Annotated in this window: 16 protein-coding genes and 2 pseudogenes; 15 read left to right on the top strand and 3 right to left on the bottom strand. The window is 28.3% G+C overall.

Features of this window, described 5'->3' with window-relative positions; translation table 11 throughout:
- The first annotated feature begins 655 nt into the window (after window positions 1-655).
- The 13 genes and pseudogenes from EII29_RS10460 (at window position 656) to fabV (ending at window position 17086) form a co-directional block, all read left to right on the top strand.
- Entirely contained in the window at window positions 656-844 is a 189-nt protein-coding gene (locus EII29_RS10460; RefSeq protein WP_125237474.1) for a PspC domain-containing protein, read from the top strand.
- A 506-nt stretch (window positions 845-1350) separates the two neighbouring features.
- On the top strand, window positions 1351-4863 hold the full coding sequence (locus tag EII29_RS10455; RefSeq protein ID WP_158612519.1) for an ATP-binding protein: 3513 nt from the start codon (window positions 1351-1353) through the stop codon (window positions 4861-4863).
- 25 nt (window positions 4864-4888) lie between these two features.
- Window positions 4889-5647 carry an SDR family NAD(P)-dependent oxidoreductase gene (locus EII29_RS10450; protein WP_125237472.1) on the top strand — a complete coding sequence of 253 codons (759 nt, stop codon included), beginning with the start codon at window positions 4889-4891 and terminating at the stop codon, window positions 5645-5647.
- Between the two features lie 480 nt (window positions 5648-6127).
- Window positions 6128-6916: pseudogene (locus EII29_RS10445) on the top strand (amino acid ABC transporter substrate-binding protein).
- A 333-nt stretch (window positions 6917-7249) separates the two neighbouring features.
- Window positions 7250-7903 (top strand): amino acid ABC transporter permease, encoded by a 654-nt coding sequence (locus tag EII29_RS10440; protein WP_125237471.1) that lies wholly within the window; start codon window positions 7250-7252, stop codon window positions 7901-7903.
- 11 nt (window positions 7904-7914) lie between these two features.
- Window positions 7915-8684: pseudogene (locus tag EII29_RS10435) on the top strand (amino acid ABC transporter ATP-binding protein).
- Window positions 8685-8750: 66 nt separating this feature from the next.
- Window positions 8751-9815 (top strand): methionine ABC transporter ATP-binding protein, encoded by a 1065-nt coding sequence (locus tag EII29_RS10430; RefSeq protein WP_125237470.1) that lies wholly within the window; start codon window positions 8751-8753, stop codon window positions 9813-9815.
- Window positions 9815-10495 (top strand): methionine ABC transporter permease, encoded by a 681-nt coding sequence (locus EII29_RS10425; protein ID WP_125237469.1) that lies wholly within the window; start codon window positions 9815-9817, stop codon window positions 10493-10495. The genes EII29_RS10430 and EII29_RS10425 overlap by 1 nt, the downstream gene beginning before the upstream one ends.
- Window positions 10496-10518: 23 nt before the next feature.
- The gene (locus EII29_RS10420) at window positions 10519-11328 is read left to right on the top strand and encodes a MetQ/NlpA family ABC transporter substrate-binding protein (RefSeq protein ID WP_125237468.1); all 810 of its coding nucleotides are present in this window, start codon (window positions 10519-10521) and stop codon (window positions 11326-11328) included.
- 59 nt (window positions 11329-11387) lie between these two features.
- Entirely contained in the window at window positions 11388-12221 is an 834-nt protein-coding gene (locus EII29_RS10415; protein WP_125237467.1) for a MetQ/NlpA family ABC transporter substrate-binding protein, read from the top strand.
- A 204-nt stretch (window positions 12222-12425) separates the two neighbouring features.
- Window positions 12426-13985: a L,D-transpeptidase gene (locus EII29_RS10410; RefSeq protein WP_125237466.1), complete on the top strand. Its 1560-nt coding sequence runs from the start codon at window positions 12426-12428 to the stop codon at window positions 13983-13985.
- A 22-nt stretch (window positions 13986-14007) separates the two neighbouring features.
- The gene (locus EII29_RS10405) at window positions 14008-15738 is read left to right on the top strand and encodes an SH3 domain-containing protein (RefSeq protein WP_125237465.1); all 1731 of its coding nucleotides are present in this window, start codon (window positions 14008-14010) and stop codon (window positions 15736-15738) included.
- A gap of 154 nt (window positions 15739-15892) precedes the next feature.
- Window positions 15893-17086: an enoyl-ACP reductase FabV gene (gene fabV, locus EII29_RS10400; RefSeq protein WP_125237464.1), complete on the top strand. Its 1194-nt coding sequence runs from the start codon at window positions 15893-15895 to the stop codon at window positions 17084-17086.
- Between the two features lie 538 nt (window positions 17087-17624).
- On the opposite strand, the gene EII29_RS10395 is transcribed toward fabV, so the two are convergent.
- From EII29_RS10395 to EII29_RS10385, 3 genes are all read right to left on the bottom strand, one after another.
- Window positions 17625-19109: an aldehyde dehydrogenase family protein gene (locus EII29_RS10395; RefSeq protein WP_125237463.1), complete on the bottom strand. Its 1485-nt coding sequence runs from the start codon at window positions 19107-19109 to the stop codon at window positions 17625-17627.
- A 249-nt stretch (window positions 19110-19358) separates the two neighbouring features.
- On the bottom strand, window positions 19359-20063 hold the full coding sequence (locus EII29_RS10390) for a radical SAM protein (protein ID WP_125237462.1): 705 nt from the start codon (window positions 20061-20063) through the stop codon (window positions 19359-19361).
- On the bottom strand, window positions 20056-20793 hold the full coding sequence (locus tag EII29_RS10385; protein ID WP_199726073.1) for a queuosine precursor transporter: 738 nt from the start codon (window positions 20791-20793) through the stop codon (window positions 20056-20058). The genes EII29_RS10390 and EII29_RS10385 overlap by 8 nt, the downstream gene beginning before the upstream one ends.
- Before the next feature lie 460 nt (window positions 20794-21253).
- On the opposite strand from EII29_RS10385, the gene EII29_RS12180 reads away from it, so the two are divergent.
- Together EII29_RS12180 and secA are read left to right on the top strand one after the other, a co-directional pair.
- On the top strand, window positions 21254-21664 hold the full coding sequence (locus EII29_RS12180; RefSeq protein ID WP_158612518.1) for a hypothetical protein: 411 nt from the start codon (window positions 21254-21256) through the stop codon (window positions 21662-21664).
- Window positions 21665-21743: 79 nt separating this feature from the next.
- Window positions 21744-24407 (top strand): preprotein translocase subunit SecA, encoded by a 2664-nt coding sequence (gene secA / locus EII29_RS10380; RefSeq protein WP_125237475.1) that lies wholly within the window; start codon window positions 21744-21746, stop codon window positions 24405-24407.
- Window positions 24408-24976: the final 569 nt, after the last annotated feature.

The following is a 24976-nucleotide window of genomic DNA, read 5'->3' as shown; positions in this document are numbered from 1 at the left end:
TGAGAACCAGAGATTCGGAGTGACATTTAATGCAGGATATGATACAAAAGGAAAGAATGTAAGAGGAGGAATAGGATTTAGAGCTATTTATTAATAGTTTAATAAAAAATGAGGGCTTAATTGCCCTCGTATTCCCTTTTTACTTTTTATGAAAAGATTTTTTCTTTTTGTGAGGTGTTTTATTACCATCCTTACGTACTTTCTGTTAGCTGTAATTTTAAAATATTTATTATACTTGAAAAATAAAGAAACAGGATATGCTTATAGAGCTATTTTCCTGCTTAGTGTAATTTATGTTTTTTAGAAAATTTTGAATGTAGGAAGAAAATTAAAAAAATACAAAGTAATTTCAAATAAGAATATAATTAAACTGTAATTATAATAGAGGTATAAAATTAACATATTCAAGTTAAAATGTAACAAACAAATTATTTTAGTGAAAAAAATATGTGAATGAGTTTAAAAAATTACTGCTTTAATGTAGTAAAATTATAATTTTTTAGTAAATGAAGTGTTTTTTGAATTTAAAATAATTAGAATTTATTAGAACTTGAAGGTTTTTGTCACAATCTTTTTTGAAAAAAGGTTGAAAGACATATTTGATTTGAATAAACAGTTATGTTTATAAATAATATACTATTTAGGAGGAGAATTAATGGAAAAGAAATTTTGTAAGTCAAAAACTGACAAAAAAATAATGGGAGTATGTGGAGGTATTGCTAAATATATGGATAAAGATTCCAATATAATAAGAATAGCTGCAATCGTTTTGGGTGTAGTTTCAGGGGGAACAGCACTTATAGCATATTTAGTGGCAGGATTTATGTTGCCTGAATGTGAGTAATTCTAACAACATGGCTAAATATAATATTAATTTCAGATAGAAAATGAAATATATAGAATTTTAATAATTTATAGTAATGTAGTTATTGAATTTAACTTTAAAATTTTCTTTTAAACGGAAATTGGTATAGAATAGAAAGTGGCAGATATACAGATGTATTAAAATCTGTCATTTTTTATTTGTTTTGATTTGTAATATGTATGTATGCTAGAAAATAGATGTACAATACTCATATTTAGAATAAATATTAAATTAATATATCTGGACCTAAAACAAAAGTTTTAAAACAACTTATATTTAAGAGACAAATTCTATATTAAAAAAAATTTTTAGAAATTATTTAAATCTAAAACAAAATTATAATATAAAATTTTTTTAAATTTTTTTATACAATAAATATTAAATAAATGTTATAATCATTATGAATATTTAAATCTAAAACAAAATAGTTTTAAAAATTTTTTGCTGTAAAATAAAAAATGAAATTTATAGTAAATGGAGGATTTATGAATATCAATTTTTTAAATTTATTATCTGAAAAATTAAATGTGGGTTCAATGAGAAGCATTTATCTGAATGCAATGCCGGGAAGATACAGAGCAAGAATGGATTTGTCAGATCTGGATAAAATAAATGATAGATTTTCAAAAGAATTTTTTGAGAATTTATTTAATAAAGATACATTTAATATAAAAATTAAATTGACAAATGAAGAAAAAAACAGACATATTGAAAGAAAAATTGAATATCTTTTTAATGAGAACAGAAATATTTTCAGAGAAGAGGGAATAAGCAGTTTTGCTTTAGGATATCCTATCATTGTAAAACAGAATAATAAAACGAAATCTGTTATGAAGGCTCCTCTATTTATATGGAAACTCAATATGACAAGATCTAAGACTAATATGAATGAATTTATAATATCAAAGGAAGAAGATGGTGATATTGAAATCAATAAAGTATTGTTAATGCAGCTTTTATCCGATGATAAAATAAATCTATCAGATGTGTATGTAACAGGAATAGAAGAAAAGGAAAAAGCTATACTTACTTTTGAAGACATAAAAAATATAATTGAGAAAATAGATGAAAAGTTAAAACTGAATTATCAAACGGAATTTAAAATAGAAAAATTTCCTGAAAAATCTGAAGAAATGGACAAAAAACTGACTGAGGGCCCTTTTATATTTTATGGAGGAGTATTGGGACTCTTTAAAAGACAGAATGAAGGGATTATACAGGATATTAATAATTTAAGAGAAAACTTTAACAAATTTAAGTTTAATGTTTCAGATAGAGATAATTTTCAGCTGAATAAAAACTGTTCTGTTTCCACCGATCCAAGCCAGCAGAATGTTGTAGAAACATTAACCGATACACAGTATAAAATTATACAGGGACCTCCGGGAACAGGGAAAAGTCAGACACTAACAGCAATTATAACAAATGCTCTTGAAAATGGTGCAAATATTCTTGTAGTATGTGAGAAGAAAACAGCCCTTGATGTAATTTATGAAAAACTTTCCGAACTTGGATTGGGAGATTTGGCGGCAATGCTTAGTAATCCTACTACTGATAGACGACAGATTGTAAAAAGAGTAAGGGAAATGGAAGAAAAATTTCCTAAAACAGAGCAGTTTGATGAAGCGAAATATGAATATACAGTAAATGAGTACAGGGAACTGAAGAAAAAATACAATGGGCATCAGTCTAATTTCGGAAAAATCTTGGAGTCTGAAATCAATATGAGCTTAAATGATGTAATTCTAAAATACTTGGATGGAAAAAATTATGGAAATTATTATTATGTGGAAACTCAAAAAAACAATATAAATAATATATATAAAATTCTAGACAGGATAGATGTTCTTTTATCTAAAATAGGAACAGTAAATAATTTGAAGAAATTTGAAGAAATATACAATAAAAATTTTGAAAAAATATCATCTTATGAAATATTTTTTAGTGAAACATTGGATATCTTGGAAAATTTGAAAAAATTGATTTTGTTTATAGACAAAAACATAAAGAAATACGGTGATGAATTTAAAAATTATTTCGGTGCAAATAAACTCAAAATTTCATTGTTTTCAATTTTCAATATGAAAATAAAAGAAATAAAAAATGCATGGAACGATATTTATCCTTATTCAAAAAAACTTGATGATTATAACAACAAATATACTGAAAAAAAATTTACGAAGTATGATTATGGCTTATATTTAAAGGAATTGGAAAATTTTTCAAATACGTTGAATGAAATAATAGATAATAAAATCGAGTTTATTAATTTTAACGATGAAAAGAAAAATACTGAAATTTCTCAGGAAGAAAAGGCATTTATGAACAATTTTTTAAACTATATGGAGAAAAATAATATAAATGATAGAAAAGAATTTTTATTGATGTCTTATTATTATTCATTATTGCAAAATAGCAATATAAAAAATGAAAAATATAAAGATTTTAATGTTAATATTCCGAAACTCATTGAAAGTGACAGTTATATAACGGCTATGCAGAGGTACAGGATAAAAAAATATTGGAATGAAATAAGACAGAGGGCATTAACTGTAATGAATAAAAGTGAAAATATTAAAATGCTCTATAATTTAAGGAAAAATTCAAAGTATGGAAAGATAAATACATTAAGGGAAATTGTGGAAACAGATGTGAAATTTTTTAAGGATATGTTTCCGATTATTATGACCGATCCTAATACATGCAGTGCTGTACTTCCTTTAGAAGAAGGAGTTTTTGATTTGGTAGTGTTTGATGAAGCAAGTCAACTGAAGTTGGAAGAAATATTGCCTGCATTGATCAGAGGTAAATACAAAATTGTTTCAGGAGATATTCATCAGATGCCCCCTTCAAATTATTTCGGTACAGAAATGGAGCAGCAAAATATAGTCGAAAACGAAGAAACAATAGATGAAGAAGATTTATTTTTAGCCGACAGTGAGTCGCTCCTCGATTATGTGAATAATCTGAATGATGATGTAGAAATGTCGTATTTAGATTTTCATTACAGATCGAAACATCCTAAGTTGATTAATTTTTCAAATGCGGCATTTTATGAGTCAAGACTTGTTCCTATGCCTGCAAAAAAAGATTATATTCCAATAGAATATTTTAAAGTGGACGGGGTATATAAAGGCAGAAAAAATGACAGTGAGGCTGATGAAATTATCAAATACATATTTGGAGATAAAATTATTATAGACGATAAATTACCGAGTGTAGGTATCGTTACATTGAATTTGGAACAGAAAAATAATATAGTAAGTAAAATAAATGCTTATTTAAGGGAAAATGACAATGATAAAATTAAAAACAGATACAATGAACTTCTTGAAAATAATATGTTTATAAAAAATTTGGAAAATGTTCAAGGAGATGAAAGAGATATAATAATACTTTCTACAACATTTGGAAAAAGTGACGAAGGAAAATTTATACAAAATTTTGGTCCTTTAAATAATCAGCAAAAAGGTTATAAGTTACTTAATGTACTTATAACAAGGGCAAAATATAAATTTACGGTATTTACGTCAATTCCTGAAGAAAATATGGAAATTTGGGAGAATGAAATTAAAAAAAATGGAAATAATGGGAAAGGGATATTTTATGCTTATCTGAATTACGCCAAAGCTGTGTCTGAAAACGATACGGATAAAGAAAACAGAATCATTGACATATTATCTGAAAATAAAATGAAATATACGAACATTCCTTATGAAAGTATTATCGATACAGATAAAAAAATTATAAATATTATAAAAAATGAAGTAAAATTAGGAGAAAATGATGAAATAGTCAAAAAATATAAAATTGGAGGTTTTACGTTGGAATATGCCGTTAAAGACAAGAATGAAAGTAAAGCTAAAATACTCATAGACATTAATAGTATAAATAATTTTTCAGGTAAAACTTCATATAAATCAATAATATATAGAAAAAATTTATTTGAAAATATGGGATACGAGTATAAACTCTTTGATATGGCAAACTATATTTAATTTTTATATAAGCAGGAGGTAATCAATGAAAAGAAATATATTTATTACAGGTGCTTCAAGTGGAATAGGAAAAGCAGCGGCCCATGTCTTTGGAAAAAACGGAGATAATCTTATATTATGTGCAAGAAGAAAAGAAAAATTGAACGAAATAGAAAAAGATATTAAGAAAAAATACGGTGTTGAAGTATTTACATATAAACTTGATGTAAGTGTTTATGAGGATGTCGTAAGCATTGTAAAAAAAATTGTAGAAGATGTAGGTCACATTGATATTCTTATTAATAATGCAGGTCTTGCCTTGGGAATGGAAAAATTTCAGGAATATAACGTAAGTGATATGGAGATAATGCTGAATACCAATGTAAAAGGGCTTTTGTATGTTACAAGGGAAATTATTCCGAATATGATTTTAAGAAACTCGGGACATATAATAAATATAGGGTCTACAGCGGGACTTTATTCTTATGGAAATGGAGCGGTCTACTGTGCTACAAAAGCGGCAGTAAGATTTTTAAGTGACGGTATAAGAATAGATGTAATAGATAAAAATATAAAAGTAACTACAGTTCAGCCGGGAATTGTAGAAACCGATTTCAGTGCGGTCAGGTTTCATGGAGATAAAGTAAGAGCCGACAATGTTTATAAAGGAATTAAAGCTTTAGATCCTGAAGATATAGCAGATACGATATTATACGTTGCAAATCAGCCTGAGCATGTACAGATATCGGATATTACTATAATGGCGACTAAACAGGCGACGGGATTTAATATACATAGGGAGTAAAAAGATATGTATTTGAGTATATTTCAATGTATTTATGATATTCTGTTTTAATTTAGAAATATAATAAAAAATATTAGATATTTTAAATGAAAGTAAAATATTATTTTTTGGAGTTATCTTAATTATAAATTTTAATAGATATAAAAATATATTATATATATTATATGTTTTAAAAACATATATTTTACTTTTGAATAAAAAATATATATACTTATAAAATAAATAAAATATACTAAAATTAAGGAGATCATAAAATGAAAAAATTCAGAGGATTATTTTTATCATATCATCATAGGTAGCTAAGTTTGTGCTGTTTTAAAAAGGTACAGGCTTATTTCTGTTGTAATAAACTGTACCTGTGAAGCTGCTGAATTTTTTTAACAATTAATAAAAGAAGCTCTCAGGAAAAAATTTCGGGGGCTTTTTTTAATAAATTAATTTTTGGTATATTTTAAAACTATTAAATACTTAGGAGGAAAAATGAAAAAAGTGATAGTTATAATAATGACTTTAATGTCGGTATTAATGTGTAGCATAGAGAAAAGTGAAAAAAAAGGTATAGAGGGAGAAAAAGGAATTCTTCAAAAAGTTGTAATAGGATTGGACGATACATTTGCACCTATGGGTTTTAAAAACGAAAAAGGAGAAATTGTAGGTTTTGATATTGATCTGGCGAAAGCTGCAGCTAAAAAATTAAATATTGAAGTGGAATTTAAATCGATTAATTGGGATTCCAAAATAATGGAACTGAATGGAGGAAATATTGACCTTATTTGGAACGGACTTACAATTACTTCCGAAAGAATTAAAGAAATGGAAATGCCGGAGCCTTATTTGGAAAACAGTCAAATAATAATAGTGAAAAAAAATTCATCTATTAATAAAAAATCAGATTTAAAGGGGAAGATTGTGGCAAGTCAGACGCAAAGCAGTGGAGAAGAAGCAGTTTTAAAAAGTCAAGAAAATAAGGAATTTAAGGATTTTAAGACATATGCCCACTATGATCAGGCATTTATGGATTTGGATTTAGGAAGAATAGATGCAATTGTTGCAGATGAAATACTTGCCAAATATATAAAAAGTACGAAAGAAAAGTAACTAGGAAGAGAAATATATGTGATTTTAGATGAAAATTACGGTAATGAAGAATACGGAATAGCAGCTAAAAAAGGAAATATAGAACTGATAAATGCTTTGAATAAAGTAATTCAAGAAATGAAAAACGAAGGGATATATAAAGAAATATATTCAAAATGGTTTAAAGATTAGAAAAAGTTATAATAATATTTAATAACATATATATATTAAAATATTGACTTTTGAGACAATATAAAATATAATATTTCTACAAATAAGATTTTATAAATTTAAAAATTAAAGCTAAAATTGGAGGAAAATGAAATGAAAAGATTTAGAGAATCAATGTGCAGTCATAGGTGTTAAGTTTGTGCTAAAAATCAAGGTACAAGCTTATGTTGTATTGATAAGAAATGTGCCTGTGATTGTTTTCTGAATCTTTTGTAAATAAGTTTGAAAAGAAACGGTTCTCAGGTAAAATTGAGGATCGTTTCTTTTTATAGAAAAATGAAAAGAGGAAAAAATATGTCAGCAGTCCAGATGTTTGTAGAACTTTTAAAAACATTACCGAATATATTTTTTCTTTATATAAGTACAATTTTTCTGTCAGTTCCAATGGGAATATTAGGAGCATTGGCTTATATAGGGGAAAATAGGATGATAAAACATTTATTATCGGTATATACATGGATATTTAGAGGAACACCTTTAATGCTACAACTTTTAGTTGTGTATTACGGTCTTCCATTAATAAATTTTTTTGGTTATAGAATAAAGTTGGGAGCTTATGAAGCGGCAGTAATTACCTATGGTATAAATTATGCAGCATACTTAATTGAAATAATAAGAAGTGGACTTGAAAGTATAGATGCAGGCCAATATGAAGCTGCAAAAGTTTTGGGATATACTTATTTTCAGAGAATAACATGTATCATTTTACCTCAAGCTATAAGACGCGTACTTCCTGCTTTGGGAAATGAGGCAATTACTTTAATTAAAGACACATCATTGATATATGTGCTATCCATAACGGAAGTTATGAAAAGAACTAAAGAGCTCGCAGGAGTATATTTACAGATAACACCTTATATATGTGCTATTATTATATATCTGATATTGAGTCTTCTTATTGACAGGCTTTTCAAAAATATAGAAAGAACGAATAAAGTAAGGATTTAAGGGAGAATAGGATGTTTAATAAGGAAAATAATAGTGGAGATAAGGAAAAAATTATAGAAGTTATAAATCTGAAAAAAATTTTTAAAGGAAATACGTTCTTAAAAATATTAATTTATATGTATCAAAAGGAGAGACAGTTTCACTAATAGGACCAAGTGGAAGTGGGAAATCAACAATATTAAGAGCTGTTTCCGATCTTGAAAAAATAGATGGAGGAAAAATTTTAATAGAAGGTTATGACTTACAGGATAAAAAAATTAGTAAAAGTTTTAAAAACCATATACTTTTGAAAATAGGAATGGTTTTTCAGAACTTTAATCTTTTTCCTCATATGACTGTGAAAAACAATATAGTGAAAACATTGAAAACAGTAAAAAAAATGAGTGATGTTGAAGCTGTGGAAATAGCTTTGAACAGATTGGAAATAGTGGGACTCCGGGACAAAAAAGACAACTTTCCTAATGAACTGTCAGGAGGCCAGAAACAAAGAGCCGCTATAGCGAGAGCATTAGCTCTTGAGCCTGATATACTGCTTTTTGATGAACCTACTTCAGCTCTTGATCCGGAACTTGTAAAAGAAGTTCTGGAAATAATAAGAAAACTTAAAAAGTCACACATTACAATGCTTATAGTAAGTCATGAAATGAATTTTGTAAAAGAAATATCTGATAGAGTGATTGTTATGGACAAGGGAGAAATACTTGAAACGGGTACATCATGGAAAATATTTGAAAATCCTGATTCCCAAAGAGTGAAGGAGTTTATAAATACAGTTTATTAAAAGATAAAAATATGTAATTATACAAAAAAGTTAAAGTAAAAAAAGTAAAATTATAAAGAGGTGAATATGAAGAAATTTATTACATTGAAAAATCTGGTTAAAATATATAAAACAAATAATGGTAAAGAATTGAAAGCCGTAAATGATGTAAGTCTTGAAATAGAAAAAGGTGATATATACGGGATAATGGGACTTAGCGGTGCAGGAAAATCTACATTGATTAGACTGATAAACAGGTTGGAAGAACCTACTTCAGGAGAAATTCTTATAAAATACGGAAAAAGAAATTCTGAAATGGAAGATGTGGAAGAAAGGAATATTTTAAATTTTGATTTAAATGAACTTAGTAATTTCAGAAAAAAAACGGGGATGATATTTCAACATTTCAATCTTCTTAATTCGCGAAATGTAGCAGGAAATATAGCTTTTCCACTTGAAATATCAGGTTGGAAGAGAGCGGATATCAATCAGAGAGTAGATGAACTTTTGGAGATTGTAGGACTTTCATCAAAAAAACATAATTATTCTGAACAACTGTCGGGAGGTCAGAAACAGAGAGTTGCCATTGCCAGAGCATTAGCAAACAATCCGGAGATTCTTCTTTCAGATGAAGCAACAAGTGCCCTTGATCCGAGAACTACAAATTCAATATTGGAACTACTGAAAGATATAAATAAAAAATTTGGAATAACAATAATACTTATTACACACCAAATGGAAGTAATAAGGAAAATTTGTAATAAAACCGCCATAATGTCTGATGGGAAAATAATAGAGGAAGGAAAAACAAAAGATATATTTTTAAATCCGAAAACTTCTTTGGCAAAAGAATTTGTAGAAAATATATCTCATGAAAGATTTGAAATTGAAGAAAATGAAATAGGAGAAAGAAAATTAAAAGGAAATACTAAATTGAAACTGAAATTTTCAGGAGATCAAGTCGATAAACCTTATATTACCGAAATAATAAAAAGATATAACACTGATATAAATATACTTGGAGGTTCTATTGACAAGCTTAGTGATACAGTAGTTGGTTATCTTATAGTTGAAATTATTTCAAATGAGGAGAAACTCAAAGCTATAAGAGGTTGGCTTGAAGAAAATAACGTGGAATTGGAGGTGTTATAATGAAATTTGACTGGTCAAAATTTTTGCAATTCAATAATATGCTTATACCATTATGGGAAACAATATATATGGTAGGAATAGCAACGATTGTATCACTGATTATAGGTCTTCCTGTAGGAATACTTCTTGTAGTTTCAGATTCTAAAGGAGTGAAGCCTAATAAAACCTTACATAAGTTGCTTGACATGATACTTGTAAATATTACCAGATCTATTCCTTTTGTAATACTTATGGTTTTACTAATACCTTTGTCGAGACAGATTGTAGGTAAATCCTATGGAAGTGTGGCATTTATAATACCGCTGTCATTGGGAGCGGCTCCTTTTGTAGCGAGAATAATAGAGGGAGCATTGAAAGAAGTAAACGAGGGATTGATAGAAGCTTCAAAATCAATGGGAGCAACTACAAATGAAATAATTTTTAAAGTAATGATACCCGAAGCTTTACCTGCGCTTATTCATGGATTGACTTTAACAGTAATCAGTCTTATAGGATATTCTGCCATAGCAGGATCAATAGGAGGAGGAGGGCTTGGAAATGCTGCGGTAGTGGACGGATATACCCGTTTAAATCCTGAAATAATGTGGCAAGCGACTATTGTTATTATAGTACTTGTACAAATTATACAGTTTATAGGGAATAGTTTAGTAAAATTAGTAAACAAAAAAAGAACAAGATAATAAAAAAGGAAGGAAGTGTAAAAATGAAAAAAATTATTTTTTTAACGGTAATATTGATATTTACAATATTATCATGCGGAAATGGGAAGGACAATAAGATTACTGACGGAAAAAATGAAAAGTTAGTTGTAGCGGCTACTCCTGTTCCGGCAGGAGAGTTAATAGAACTTGTAAAAGAGGAATTGAAAAAAGACAAAATAGATCTCGAGGTGCTTATATTCAATGATTATATACAGCCAAATAAAGCACTGCAAGATAAAAGTGCAGATGCGAATTTGTTTCAGCATGTACCTTATATGAGTAATTTCGGTACAAAAAACGGATTTGAAATGGAAGCGGTAGGAAAAATTTATCTGCCTACAATGGCTCTTTATTCAGATAAAGTAAAATCTTTGGAGGAACTGAGAGAAGGAGCTATAATATTTATACCTAATGATCCTACAAATCTGACACGAGCATTACTGTTACTTGACAAAAAAGGATTAATTAAACTCAAAGATAACACGAAACTGGATTCAAAATTGTCAGATATCACAGAAAATATGAAAAAATTAAAATTTGTAGAGTTTGCAGCTGATCAGATTGCACCGAGGTACAGAGAAGCAGATGCAGCTTTTATAACAGGAAGTTATGCTTTGGACAGCGGACTTAATCCGAAAAATAACGGAATATTATCTGAAGAAAAGGATTCTCCTTATGTAAATGTTCTTGCAACATTAAAAGGGAGAAAAAATGAAGAGAAAATTCAGAAACTCCTTAAGGCTTTACAATCAGAAAAAGTAAAAAAATATATTGAAGAAAAATACAAAGACGTGATAATACCGGCTTTTTAAAATAAGATATAAATTATTTATATTATATAAAAAACAAAAAAATATTAGGAGGATTAAAAATGAAAAAATTACTGTTAGGATTACTGACATTACTTTTTATACTCTCATGCGGAGGTTCAAAAGAAGAAAAGAAAGAAGAGAAAGGTGTTACAAATACAAGTATAGACAAAAAAGTTGAAAAGCTTGTAGTAGGTGCAACTCCGGTACCGCATCAGGAATTGCTCGAGTTAATAAAGGATGATCTAAAAAATGAGGGAGTTGAATTGGAAATTGTACAGTTCAATGATTATATACAACCGAATAAAGGATTGGGAGATAAAAGTCTGGATGCAAACTTTTTTCAACATATTCCATATATGGAAGAATTTGCTCAAAAAAATGGAATGGAACTTGTATCAGTAGGAAAAATACATGTGGAACCTATGGCTGTTTATTCAAAAAAAATTAAGAATATAAATGATTTGAAAGCCGGAGATACAATTTTAATACCTAATGATCCTACAAACGGAGGAAGAGCCTTAATTCTTCTTGATAAAGCAGGAGTTATAAAATTAAAGGACAATACAAAACTGGATTCAGTATTATCTGATATTACAGAAAATAATAAAAATCTGAAAATAGAACAGCTTGCTCCTGAGCAGCTTGCGCCAAGACTTGGAGAAGTTACAGCAGCTATTATAAACAGCAACTTTGCTTTGGATGCAAAGCTTTCTTTTAAAGATGATACTATACTTGTGGAAGACAAAGACTCTCCCTATGTAAATATAGTTACAGTTTTAAAAGGAAGAGAAAATGAAGAAAAGATACAAAAATTAATAAAAGTGTTACAAAGTGAAAAAGTAAAAAAATATTTGGAAGAGAAATATACAGGAAGTGTAATACCTGCATTTTAACTTAATAATAGGGCATTCCATAGAGGAATGTCTTTTTTATAAAAAAATCTAAAAAAAGGAAAGTAAATTTTTAAAAAAGGAGCATAATTTTAAAGAAATTAAATTACTTAAATGTAATTTATAATTCATATTGAAAATATTAAAAACATATGATAAAATATGTTGTAAATGTAAGTAATTTATGAATTTGTATAAGGAGAAAATATGTGGAAAAGAGTAACATTACTATCGTTATTTGTTTTGTTTTGGAATTTTAATACATTTTCTATCGGAAAAATAGATGTTCCTGAAGAATATTATGAAAATATGACAGTATCAGGATTTGATTCTGATTTTTTTGAATATGATTTCAATAAAGACGGTGTAAAGGAAAAAATACTTGTAAATTCTAAGAAAAATGGACTAAAAGCTGAGGCGGCAGTCTCTATTTATATTTTTGAAGAGAATAGGTACAGATTTGCCTTTCAAATTTCCCTTAAGGATGAAATTAACATTTTTTCTATGGAAAGAGCTAAAGATAATTTGAAAAAAATAAAAGAACATTATAATGATTATTCAAAAGATTTAAAGATAAATGAAATTAGATATGTTGAGATACTTGACGATAATACCAATGAGCAGATAGTGTTTGATATTAAATTTGATAAACACTCACCCAAAAATTTGGATAATTTTATATTTGTCAAAAAAACCGCTGTGTTTACTCAAATGCCAAATAATTCTTCCGAAGTGGCATTTGTAGGAAAATATAAAGATAAACCGAAAATTTTACTGGAATTCGTATCTGTTAAAGATAATGAGCAGCAGCTCTGGTATTTAACAGAAATAGAGAAAAATAGTGGCAAAATCAAGGGATATATATCGGGAAATCAGAATAATATTTTAAAAAGAGGGTTTTATTGGGATGAAATGTATTCTAAAATAAAAACAGTGAATAATTTTATAAACGATTCTCTGAAAAATGAAACGGATTTATATATAATTACTCAATACAGACCACTTGCAAATGATTACTACAGTCCAAAAGACAGATTTGGAAACAGAAATAATCAAAGTATAACAGGATATACAAATGCTAATAAAAATGGAGAAAAAATTAATATACCGGATCAAACTATTTTCAGGATAACAGGAAGAGAAGATGAAATGATAAAAATTGAAACTCCTTTATATGGAGGACCTTATTATATAGATGATAAACCCGGAGTAATGAAAAAAATTAAAATAAATGAAAAAGTTAATAAATTTATTACTATTGATCCTGAGAGCCAGACGGAAGCAATAATAGAAAGAGTGGGAAGTACTGATAATTTTGCGATTATTTCTTATTCGTTTGTTACTACAGGAAGAGATAACGGCTTTTCTTCATATGAAACACCTCATGGAGCATTTCTTGTAGCTTTTACAAGACCATATATGATGTTTACAAGAAGTGTAAAAAAAGATGAAGATTTATCTCTTATTCCCAGAAATAAAAGAGTGGGAAATAGAGATGATATTGTTGTGGCAGGGGAAGCAAAATATGCTGTAAGATTCAGTGGAGGAGCTTATATGCATGGAATTCCGGCTTCGTATGGAGAAAATAGAGAAGCAATAAAGGCTGTAGTAGCTCAGAAAATAGGAACCTATAAAGAATCACATAAGTGTGTAAGACATCATGATGACCAGATAGAATTTATAGTGAATTGGATAAATGGAAAAAGTACGACTAAAGTAAGAGATAATACAATACCTGATGAACCTGTAATAGCAGTTGTATTATAAATAAATTTTTATGAGGTGAAAAATGAAATTAGTAAAACTTAAATCTTTAATAATATATTCTTTATTATCTTTTGCAGTATATACTACAGTTACAATGGCAGAATCTATTAATACTTTGTCACAGAAAAGTTGGAAAACTGTGGAAATGAATCCTGACTTGGATAAAGACGGTAAAAAAGATAGACTGTTAATCGAATATTTTGAAGAAAATGATAAAATTTACACGAAATTTATTCCTTATGTAAAGCATGAAAATGATAAATTTATAAAGGGACAAACAATTGAGAAAGTATTTGAAAGAAATAATTTTCAAAAAGAATTCAATAAGTTTTCAAAAGAATTTGTGAAAAAGTATCCTAAAAAAGAAAAAAAGAAAGAAACAGCTTTAAATATTCAATCTAATAGTTATTCAGATAAAATAGTCAATACAAATAGTGAGAAAATGACTATAAATAATAATAATATAAAAACCGATGTAAAAAAAGAAATTGAAGACAAAGCAACTGTACCTGAAGATTTAAAGGAAGATGTAGGAAAAGTTTCCAAAGAACCTGTCCCTGATGAAAAACCTGATAAAGATATCGAAAAAGTATCTGATAAATCTCCAATAAAAACCGATAAACTTATAAAAGGTCCTTATTCATATACTGCTTATTATTTAAAAGAGAGACCTGAAAATCTTACTTTTGATTATAAGTACGGGAAAAATTCTCCACGTGATATGGATGAATTTATTTTTATAAAAACTTCAGTAAATATAAGAAAAGAGCCTAATAAAAATTCCGCAGTATTAAAAAAGGCATCTTATGCTCACAAATATAAAGTTATAGGGAAAGTAAAAACTAATATTAAAAATGGGATATCCGAATGGTATGAAGTGTATTTTGACGGGAAATTGGGATATGTATTAAGTACATCTGCAATAAAAAGAGAATTTGACTGGCATGATATGATGAAAAAGGTTGAAAAAACTAATAAATTTGTTTCCGATGCCATATCAAAAGGTCAGAAAATATACGTTTTGGATGATTATGTTCCTTTAGGAGGAGGAAACGGTTCAGTTAAGGATAAATATGGAAATAGAGAAAACCAAAGTGAAAGAGCATATTTAAGTTCCAGTTTTAAAGATTTTATTAATTTACCTGATAGAAGTTTAATGACTATTATTGAAGAAACAGACAAATATCTGAAAGTGAAAGTCGATGTATATGATAATGGAACATACTATTTAAAAAAATCAAAAAAAGCATTACTCAAAGATAGTAAAATTACAAATGAAATTACAAGATTTATATATGTGGACAGACACAGTCAGAATGAAATGATTATAGAAAAAAATCCGGATTTAAATACTTGGAATGTAGTTACGACTTCTTTTATAACTACAGGAAAAGATTCAGGAAATTCATATGCCACTCCTTACGGAGCGTTTTTAATAGCATATTCAAAACCTGTAATGCAATATACGGGATCAGACAATAAAACTGTAGTAGGAGATGCAAATAATGCAGTAAGATTTAGTGGAGGAGGATATATGCACAGTATTCCTTCACTATTTGAACCTAAAGAAACGAGAAAAGCCAGAAAAGCGGTTACTGCAAGAAAAATAGGAACATTTCCTGAATCACATAAATGTATACGTCATTATGATGACCAGATAAAATTTATTTATAATTGGCTTGGAAATTCAACACCGGGAAATAAATTGGGACATAGAGTGCCGACTGTGCCAACTGTTATGTTAGTAAAGTAAGTACTTAATTTATATTCTATTTGAAAACTTTTGGATTTGAAATAATTTAAAATAAGAGTTTTGGGAAGTTTTTTCAAAAAGGGTGATTATTCCTATTGTAAATTTTAAATAATTATTGTATACTTTAGTGATAAAATATTTTTAGGAGGGAAAAATGGTTATAAAACCTAAATTAAAAGGAAGTCTGGCTCTTGTTAATCATCCTATAGGGGCTTATGAGTTTGTAAAAAGGCAAATTGACTATGTAAAATCTCAAGATAAATATACGGGACCTAAAAAAGTTTTAATAATAGGTTCTTCTTCAGGATACGGTCTTGCTTCCAGAATTTCTTTAGCATTTGGAGCCGGAGCAGATACTATCGGAGTAGCATATGAAAAAGGAATAGAAGGAAAAAGAACAGGGTCAGCAGGTTGGTGGAATACAATCGCTTTTAATGAAGCTGCACGAAAAGAAGGGCTTATTTCTAAAAATTTTATGGGAGATGCTTTTTCAGATGAAATGAAACAAGAAGTTATAAAATATATAAAAGAAGAGTTCGGAGGCAAAGTTGATCTTTTGATTTATAGTCTTGCAAGTGCATTAAGAACGGATCCCAAAGACGGAATTACATACAGATCAACATTAAAGTCAACTGAAAAAGAAATTACGGGTCCTTCTATAAATTTGGAAAAAGAGGAAATGGAAGAAACAGTTATGGGAATCGCTACCCCTGAAGAAATTCACAGTACTGTAAAAGTAATGGGAGGAGAAGACTGGAAACTTTGGGTTGATGCTCTTGATGAAGCAGGAGTATTGGAAAATGGATTTAAAACAATTGCGTATTCATATTTAGGTCCTAAAGTAACTTACGGGATTTATAAAGACGGTACTATTGGAGCAGCAAAAAGAGATTTAGAGCATACTTCAGATGTATTAAATGATTTTTTGAAAGATAAGTATAAAGGAGAAGCTTATGTATCACTGAGTAAAGCTCTTATGACAAGAGCAAGTGCCGTTATTCCTATATTCCCGTTATATGCTGCATTACTCTACAAAGTAATGAAAGAAAAAGGTATACATGAAGGAACTATTGAACAGAAACATAGACTTCTTAAAGATATGGTTTATGGAGGAAAGCCTGAGATAGACTCTGAAAGAAGATTACGACCGGATAATTGGGAAATGAGAGAAGATGTTCAGGCTGAAGTAGAGACATTATGGAAAAAAGTTACACCTGAAAATTTTAAGGAAATAAGTGATTATGCCGGGGCAAGAGAAGAATTTATGCAATTAAGTGGGTTTGATTTTGATAATGTGGATTATGATGCTGATATTAATTTGGAGAAGTTAGCTGAATTACGTCCTTAAAAAATGGCTGAATGTGGATTCAGCTTTTTTCATATGTTATTTACAAAATTTTATAAATCTTTAAAAATTATTGTACTTTGAAAAGAGAAAATTTAATATTTTTTATATTTTTTTGAAAAAAGTTTACTCAAAATACTTCCGATCTTTTTTGTAGATGATTATAATAACAAGTGTAATATAGTAAAAAGTTTAGTGCAAGAAACAAATCAACTTAAATTTTATATATTTTCACAAATATTTAAAAATTTTTATTTGCTATAAAAACAGAAAAGGATGTTTGTATGATGCTCACTTAAATATTTTTCAGGTTGTAAAATTTGAATCTTGAAAGGTAGAAAGTAGCTTTAGTACAAAAATGTAATAAAAATATAATAATATTGAAATAAAAATTCAATATTTAAATTATTTTAATGATTTCTTATGAAACTTATTTCTGTTTTCATAACCCTGTTGTCGATTACAAATTTTTAAATATAATTATTATATCAGAAAATCATTAAAATAAGGACTTATTTAAGTCCTTATTTTTTCTTTTTCATTATTCTGTTTCATATAATCCGACAGTTTTTTCATTTAAATTTATAATTATATTTTTCATTTGTGTATAATGTTCAAGTATAATTTTATGAGTTTCACGTCCTATTCCTGACTGTTTATATCCTCCGAAAGGAGCACCTGCAGGGAAGATGTTATAAATATTAACCCACATACGACCTGTTTCAATAGCTCTTGAAACACGAACTGCACGGTTAAGATCACGGGTAAACAATCCACCACCTAACCCATATATACTATCATTGGCAAGTTTTATAACTTCTTCTTCAGTATGGAATTTTTGAATTGTGACAACAGGTCCAAAAATTTCTTCCTGTGCTATTTTCATATCATTAGTTACATCTGCAAAAATAGCAGGTCTTATATAAAATCCGTTTTTATGTTCTTCATCTTCTATACGATATCCTCCTGTTACTAAACGGGCACCTTCTTTTTTACCTATTTCTATATAATTAAGAACATCTTTTAGGTGTTTTTCATAAATCAGTGATCCCATTTGAGTATCAGAGTTAAGCGGATCTCCAACTTTTACTTTATCAAATATTTTTGCAAGTGAATTTACAAATTTATCATAGATTGTATCCTGTACAAATATACGTGAACCGGCCGAACATACTTGTCCCTGATTGAACAGAATACCCATTTGTGCTCCTTCTATGGCTATATCCCAGTTACAATCGTCAAAAAATATATTTGCAGATTTTCCACCTAATTCCAGTGTTGCAGGTATCATATGTGAACAAGCTGCTGAATATACATTTTGCCCTATTGCTGTAGACCCTGTAAATGCCAATTTTTTAAATCCTTTATGTTTTAATATATAGTCACCCGATTTTGAACCGCTTCCTGTAATAATATTAATTACTCCTGCAGGAACTACATCACTTATAAGTTTCATAAGTTCGAGTACAGAAAGAGAAGTATGGCTTGAAGGCTTAAGTACTACTGTACATCCTGCTGCTAATGCGGGAGCTAATTTCCATGCTGCCATAAGAAACGGAAAATTCCAAGGAATAATTTGGCCTACAACTCCTATAGGTTCTCGAAGAATTATATTCATTGTGTTTCCATCTATTATATTTGCAGTACCTTCTTCTGTACGAAGAGCTCCTGCAAAATAACGAAAATGATCGGCTCCAAGAGGAATATCGGCTGCTATAGTTTCGCGAATAGGCTTTCCGTTGTCCAGTGTTTCTATAGTTGCAAGATATTCTTTATTTTGTTCAATAATATCAGCTATTTTTAATAAAATATTTTGTCTTTCTACAAGAGATGTATCTTTCCAAGTTTCAAAAGATTTCTGTGCAGCTTTTACTGCATTATCAACATCCTGAGGAGTAGCTTCGGAAATTTCTGTAAGCTTTTCACCTGTAGCAGGATTAATTACTGTTAATGTCTTTTTGTCAAATGAAGGTATCCACTTTCCATCAATATATAGGTCATACTTTGTCTGTAATTTTACATTCATTAAATCATCTCCTTAATCATTTAACTACAATCTGTAGATGTTCGCTATTAGTAGTATACCTTGATTTTTTTATTTTTCAAATTTTATTTTTTATTAGTAAAGTTGTTAAAAAATTTTTAGTAATATATTAGGATAAAAGATTAATTTATATCTCCTTTATAAATGAATTAAATTCACATATTTTGTTACACTTTTTAAAGTTTATGTATTCATTAAAGAAACTGAATGATTTTAATTTAAATATTAAATTTACTGAACATATACTCCAAAATCTTTATTATCTACTAATATTTCAATGTTTTTTTCTTTATTTAATACAGGGAAAATATCTTTTAAAAACCATTTTACAAGTTTTTCGTCTCTTTTGATTTCCGTACCGTTGTCTATAAATATACTTATTACGACTTCTTTAAAATGCTTTTTTGCCTGCTCTATATCTGATAATATCTGTTTTTTTGTTTGACCATGAGTACAAATCATTAATAATGCTGTCTGATATTGTTCTTTCAATTGTTTTAGGACAGTGTCGTTTAACATGAAATTTTTTTTCAATACTTGTGTTCTGTAATAATTATTGAATGTTTCGATCCCTATTATAAATCTTATTTCCTGATTTTTAAAATATTCTCTTATTTCATCTAGTCTTTTTAAATATCCGAAATATGCTTCAAAATAAATGACTTTTATATTTTTGTCATCACATATATTTTTTATTTTTTTCAAAGTAGCTTTACTTAATTCAAATACTGAACCGGAATTTATAACTTCCAGAACTCCGAAATTTCCCTTTATATTTTTTAATACTTCAAAATTTACTTTTTCCATTTCTTTTTCATCATCAGTATTGTCAAGTATGTAGTTACAGAATGCACATTTTCCGTAAGCACATTTATACCCTTTTAATAACACAATTTCTCTCGGATTTTTTTCGGTTATTATACTGTATCTATTCATTTTCAGCTCCTAATTCTTTTATTTTACCTTGTTTTTTCCATAATGTGGCTATATAAACAAAAGGGGTATCTGCAAAAGCTATAAATAATTTTAAAAAATATGTTGAGAACACTATTACGATCATTTGATGCACTGAATATATGCCCCAGAATGCAATAAATGTGAATATTATATTATCTATAATCTGACTTATCATTGTACTTGCATTATTTCTAATCCATATATCTTTATATTCCGGACGTATTTTTTTTATTATTTGATAAGCCCATATATCAAAGGCCTGCGAAGCAACAAATCCCGAAACACTTCCTAGAGCAATTTGAGGGAGTAATCCAAAAATTTGACTTAAATGTTCCTGCATAATGTCACCTGATCCTGTCTTTATTTTTAACATTATTTGCATTACTATCATAGTAAATATCATCGAGATGAATCCTATTGATACCACCTTTTTTGCATATTTTTTACCTTCATTTTCAGAAAGTATGTCGGATATTAAAAATACTCCTCCAAAAGCTATATTTCCCATTGTAGTTTCTACGCCGAATAAAGTCATCATTTTAACAACTTGTATATTTGCAATAACTATAGATAAAGGAACTAAAGCAAATAATCCTATTTTTCCCCAAAATCTGTAAGCCAATATAATAGCAGTAAAATTGAATATTAGATATCCAATCCATAAAAGTTCATTCATTCCGAAACGGAATATTTTAAAAAATTCGAGCATTTTTCCTCCTATTTTATTTAATTATAAATAATTACAGTCAATATTACTGTAAATATAAAAAAATACGTATATCCTTTTGTCAGACATACGTATTCCAAAAGGTTTTTTTTACAGATGGATTATCCCAAACATCTTTAATTATTTCCTATTTATAGTATATTTATAGTATTTTTGCTGTTTTTTGATATGATTAATCAATAAAAATGGTATTTTTCATATTTTATTTCTTTAATCAGTTGTTTATTATAGCATAACTGATATACTATTTTCAAATAAATTTTTATGTGAACATAAAATAAGTGACTGGTTGTAAATGAAATAGTAGAAAATTCTAATAAAATAAAAATAAAAAGACGAATAGAATTTAAAATTCTCTGTCATAGACATTAAAGAAAAATAATGATATAATATTCAGCGATATTGTATAGACAGATAAAAATTAACGGAGAAAAATGTTAAGATGAAAAAAAATAAAAAAATTGTCTTTATTATAACATGTTTCGTATTTGTAATGAGTTATTCAAGTCTTTTAGGAACTGCCAGTTTTAACAGACAGCTGAATATTCTTGTAAATGAAAATGATTTGAGCTATGAAGATATAAGGCAGTTAATAACCGAAGTAAATCAAATAGAAAGTATAAAATATAATAAATATTTGAAAAAAGAATTGAAACGTATTGAAAAACGCAAAGAAAAAGAAAAAAAAGCAAAAGAAAATAAATATTTTTTCAGTATTAGTAGAGATAGACATAAAATTTCAAAATTTTATTTATTTTTTTGTGAAAAAAAAATAAATAAAGAAAAAACAGAAGAGAGTTTCAGCATAAAAACTTTGAAAAACTCTGAAAATAATTTGAAGCTGATTGAATAGAAAATTTTATTTTGAAATTAAATCATAAGAAATAAAACTACAAAGAGAGGAGATGTGTTATAAACACATTATTATTGAGATGTTAAAACAGTTAGGAAAAAAAATATTTGGAACTGCTGATGAGCGTGAAATAAAAAAAATGAGAAGAACGGTAGAACATATAAATGATATAGAACCCGAATTTGAGAAATTGACAGATGATGAATTGAAAAACAAGACAAGTGAATTTAGGGAAAGAATAGAAAAAGGAGAAACTCTTGACGATTTACTTGTCGAGGCATTTGCTACAGTAAGGGAAACTGCTAAAAGACTTACCGGAATGAGAATTTATGATGTTCAATTAATTGGGGGAATGATACTTCATAATGGAAGAATTGCAGAAATGAAAACAGGAGAAGGAAAGACTCTTATGTCGACATTGCCTATTTATTTGAATGCCCTTACGGGAAAAGGTGTCCATGTAGTGACGGTTAATGATTATCTGGCAAAAAGAGATAGGGACACAATGGGAGAAATATATGATTTTCTTGGTCTTACATCGGGGGTAATAGTAGCGAATATATCCAATCAGCAAAGAAAGAGAGCTTATGATTCGGATATAACATACGGAACAAATAATGAATTCGGATTTGACTATTTAAGGGATAATATGGTCGGAGATATGGCGGATAAAGTTCAGAGAGGACATAATTATGCCATTGTCGATGAGATAGATTCAATTTTAATAGATGAAGCAAGAACACCGTTAATAATTTCAGGAGCAGCTGAAGAAACTACAGAGTGGTATAATACATTTGCAGAAGTGGCTGTAAAATTGAAGAGAAGTTATAAAACTGAAGAAATAAAAGATAAAAAGAATACGGTTATTCCCGATGAGGACTGGGAAGACTACGAAGTTGATGAAAAATCTCATACAGTTACAATCACCGATAAAGGGATTAAGAATGTAGAAAAAATATTGAAAATTGATAACCTCTACTCACCTGAAAATGTCGAACTTACACATTTTTTAACACAAGCATTAAAAGCGAAAGAGTTATTTAAATTGGATAGAGATTATATTATAAACGATGAAGGAGAAGTAATCATTGTCGATGAATTTACAGGAAGGCTGATGGAAGGAAGAAGGTATTCAGATGGACTTCATCAGGCAATAGAAGCTAAGGAAAAGCTTGAAGTAGCAGGGGAAAATCAGACTCTTGCGACAATTACTTTACAGAACTATTTTAGGATGTATGACAAATTATCAGGAATGACGGGAACGGCAAAAACTGAAGAAGAGGAATTTAAGCAGATATATAAATTGAGAGTTATAGAAGTTCCTACAAATAAACCTGTTATAAGACAGGACTTGTCAGATGTCATATATATGACAAAAAATGCAAAATATAAAGCAATAGCTAAAAAAATAAAAGAACTTTATGCTAAAGGACAGCCTGTACTTGTAGGAACTGCATCTATAGAACATTCGGAAGATGTATCTGCATTGCTGAAAAAAGAAAAAATACCTCATGAAATTCTGAACGCGAAGTATCATGCAAGAGAGGCGGAAATAATTTCCCAAGCAGGTAGATTTAAGACAGTAACTATTGCCACAAACATGGCGGGAAGAGGTACAGATATAAAACTTGGAGGAGATCCTGAATCATTTGCCTTAAAAGTTGCCGAAAAAGGTACGGAAGAATATAAAGAGGCATACAGTGCTTATGCAAGAGACTGTGAGGAAAATAAGAAAAAAGTTCTGGAAGCAGGCGGACTGTTCATATTGGGTACTGAAAGACATGAAAGCAGACGTATAGATAATCAATTGAGAGGACGTGCAGGAAGACAGGGAGATCCCGGAACTTCAGAGTTTTATTTGTCTGCTGAAGATGATTTAATGAGACTTTTCGGAGGAGACAGACTTAAGTCAATGATGAAATTCCTGAAACTTGATGAAGATGAAGAAATAAGACATAAACAGATTACGAAAGTTGTAGAAAATGCTCAGAAAAGAATTGAAAGTAGAAATTTTTCATCAAGAAAAAGTTTAATAGAGTATGATGATGTAAATAATAAACAAAGAGAAGTAATTTATACTCAGAGAGATCAGGTTCTTAAAAATGAAGAGCTAAAGGAACTTATATTGGACATGATGAGAGAAACTGTAGAAGATACTGTAAATATGTCCATTATTGGAGAGACAAGAGATATTAATTTATTGGAAGATAAATTCAGAGAAATTTTTGACTATGAATTGTCTGAAAATTTAAAAAATTCGGATAAGGAAACTATAATTGAAACCGTTTACGAAGATTTAGTAGAAAAATATAATTTAAAAGAGCAGCTAGTAGGAGAAGAAACATTCAGAAGAATTGAAAGATATATAATGCTTGAAGTACTTGATCAGAAATGGAGGCAGCATTTAAAAGACTTAACCGAATTAAGAGAAGGTATAAGGCTAAGATCCTATGGACAAAGAAATCCTATTAATGATTATAAAATTGTAGGATTTGATATTTATAATGAAATGATAGATGCAATAAAAAGAGAAACAAGTTCATTTATACTAAAACTTAGAATTAAAGGTGAAGAGGAAACAGGAAATTTAAAACATGAGGAAGTAAGAAACGTTAAATATGAACATGATATTTTAGACGAAAATGACGGGGAAATAACTTCAAAAGATAAACAAATGGCTCAAAGACCAATGTCAAGAAGAGAACGAAGAGAAATGGAAAGAAAAAATAGACGTAAAAGATAATTATTTATTATTGACTTATTTTTATGATATTTATTTTAATATTTTTTATGTTGTAAAATTTGAGTGTTAAAAAGAAATATTGAAGCATTTTAAATAAAAAAAGTTACTCTGATATCTTTAAAAGGTATCAGAGTATTTTTTGTTTTTACAAAAGATAATAGAGAGTAAGTAATAATTATATTTAAAATAATAATTTCAGTTGTTTAAGATATTGAAAAGATTTTAATATAAGAGCTAATAAACTTAGTATATTTGATATCTTACAAAAATAATTTATATAGTGTAATATGCAAAAATATCAAGATTTTTTAAGATATGTTTTAATTTTGTATATTAAAATGAATAAAAGGATTGTAAAATATAAACAAATGTGATAAGATTACTAATAAATAACTTAAAATAAATATAACTAAAAAATAAATAATTAAGGAAGTGAAGTATATGAGAGAAAGTAAATATATTTTAGGATTAAAACAATATTTTAAAGATAAATTGTTCAGAAAAACGGTAGCTTTTGTAATGCTGCTGTTTTTTAATTTCAATATATTTTCCGAGGTAATACCTGATCC

Origin of the sequence: Leptotrichia sp. OH3620_COT-345, from assembly GCF_003932895.1 — a bacterium.
Classification (GTDB): Bacteria; Fusobacteriota; Fusobacteriia; order Fusobacteriales; family Leptotrichiaceae; genus Pseudoleptotrichia.
Note: the sequence above shows the minus strand (reverse complement) of the source record. Positions and strands in the feature narration are given on the sequence as shown.

Bases quoted from the DNA above. Each gene is read 5' to 3' on its own strand.
- EII29_RS10460 (WP_125237474.1), top strand. From the start codon at position 656: ATGGAAAAGAAATTTTGTAAGTCAAAAACTGACAAAAAAATAATGGGA.
- EII29_RS10455 (WP_158612519.1), top strand. From the start codon at position 1,351: ATGAATATCAATTTTTTAAATTTATTATCTGAAAAATTAAATGTGGGT.
- EII29_RS10450 (WP_125237472.1), top strand. From the start codon at position 4,889: ATGAAAAGAAATATATTTATTACAGGTGCTTCAAGTGGAATAGGAAAA.
- EII29_RS10440 (WP_125237471.1), top strand. From the start codon at position 7,250: ATGTCAGCAGTCCAGATGTTTGTAGAACTTTTAAAAACATTACCGAAT.
- EII29_RS10430 (WP_125237470.1), top strand. From the start codon at position 8,751: ATGAAGAAATTTATTACATTGAAAAATCTGGTTAAAATATATAAAACA.
- EII29_RS10425 (WP_125237469.1), top strand. From the start codon at position 9,815: ATGAAATTTGACTGGTCAAAATTTTTGCAATTCAATAATATGCTTATA.
- EII29_RS10420 (WP_125237468.1), top strand. From the start codon at position 10,519: ATGAAAAAAATTATTTTTTTAACGGTAATATTGATATTTACAATATTA.
- EII29_RS10415 (WP_125237467.1), top strand. From the start codon at position 11,388: ATGAAAAAATTACTGTTAGGATTACTGACATTACTTTTTATACTCTCA.
- EII29_RS10410 (WP_125237466.1), top strand. From the start codon at position 12,426: ATGTGGAAAAGAGTAACATTACTATCGTTATTTGTTTTGTTTTGGAAT.
- EII29_RS10405 (WP_125237465.1), top strand. From the start codon at position 14,008: ATGAAATTAGTAAAACTTAAATCTTTAATAATATATTCTTTATTATCT.
- fabV (WP_125237464.1), top strand. From the start codon at position 15,893: ATGGTTATAAAACCTAAATTAAAAGGAAGTCTGGCTCTTGTTAATCAT.
- EII29_RS10395 (WP_125237463.1), bottom strand. From the start codon at position 19,109: ATGAATGTAAAATTACAGACAAAGTATGACCTATATATTGATGGAAAG.
- EII29_RS10390 (WP_125237462.1), bottom strand. From the start codon at position 20,063: ATGAATAGATACAGTATAATAACCGAAAAAAATCCGAGAGAAATTGTG.
- EII29_RS10385 (WP_199726073.1), bottom strand. From the start codon at position 20,793: ATGCTCGAATTTTTTAAAATATTCCGTTTCGGAATGAATGAACTTTTA.
- EII29_RS12180 (WP_158612518.1), top strand. From the start codon at position 21,254: ATGAAAAAAAATAAAAAAATTGTCTTTATTATAACATGTTTCGTATTT.
- secA (WP_125237475.1), top strand. From the start codon at position 21,744: ATGTTAAAACAGTTAGGAAAAAAAATATTTGGAACTGCTGATGAGCGT.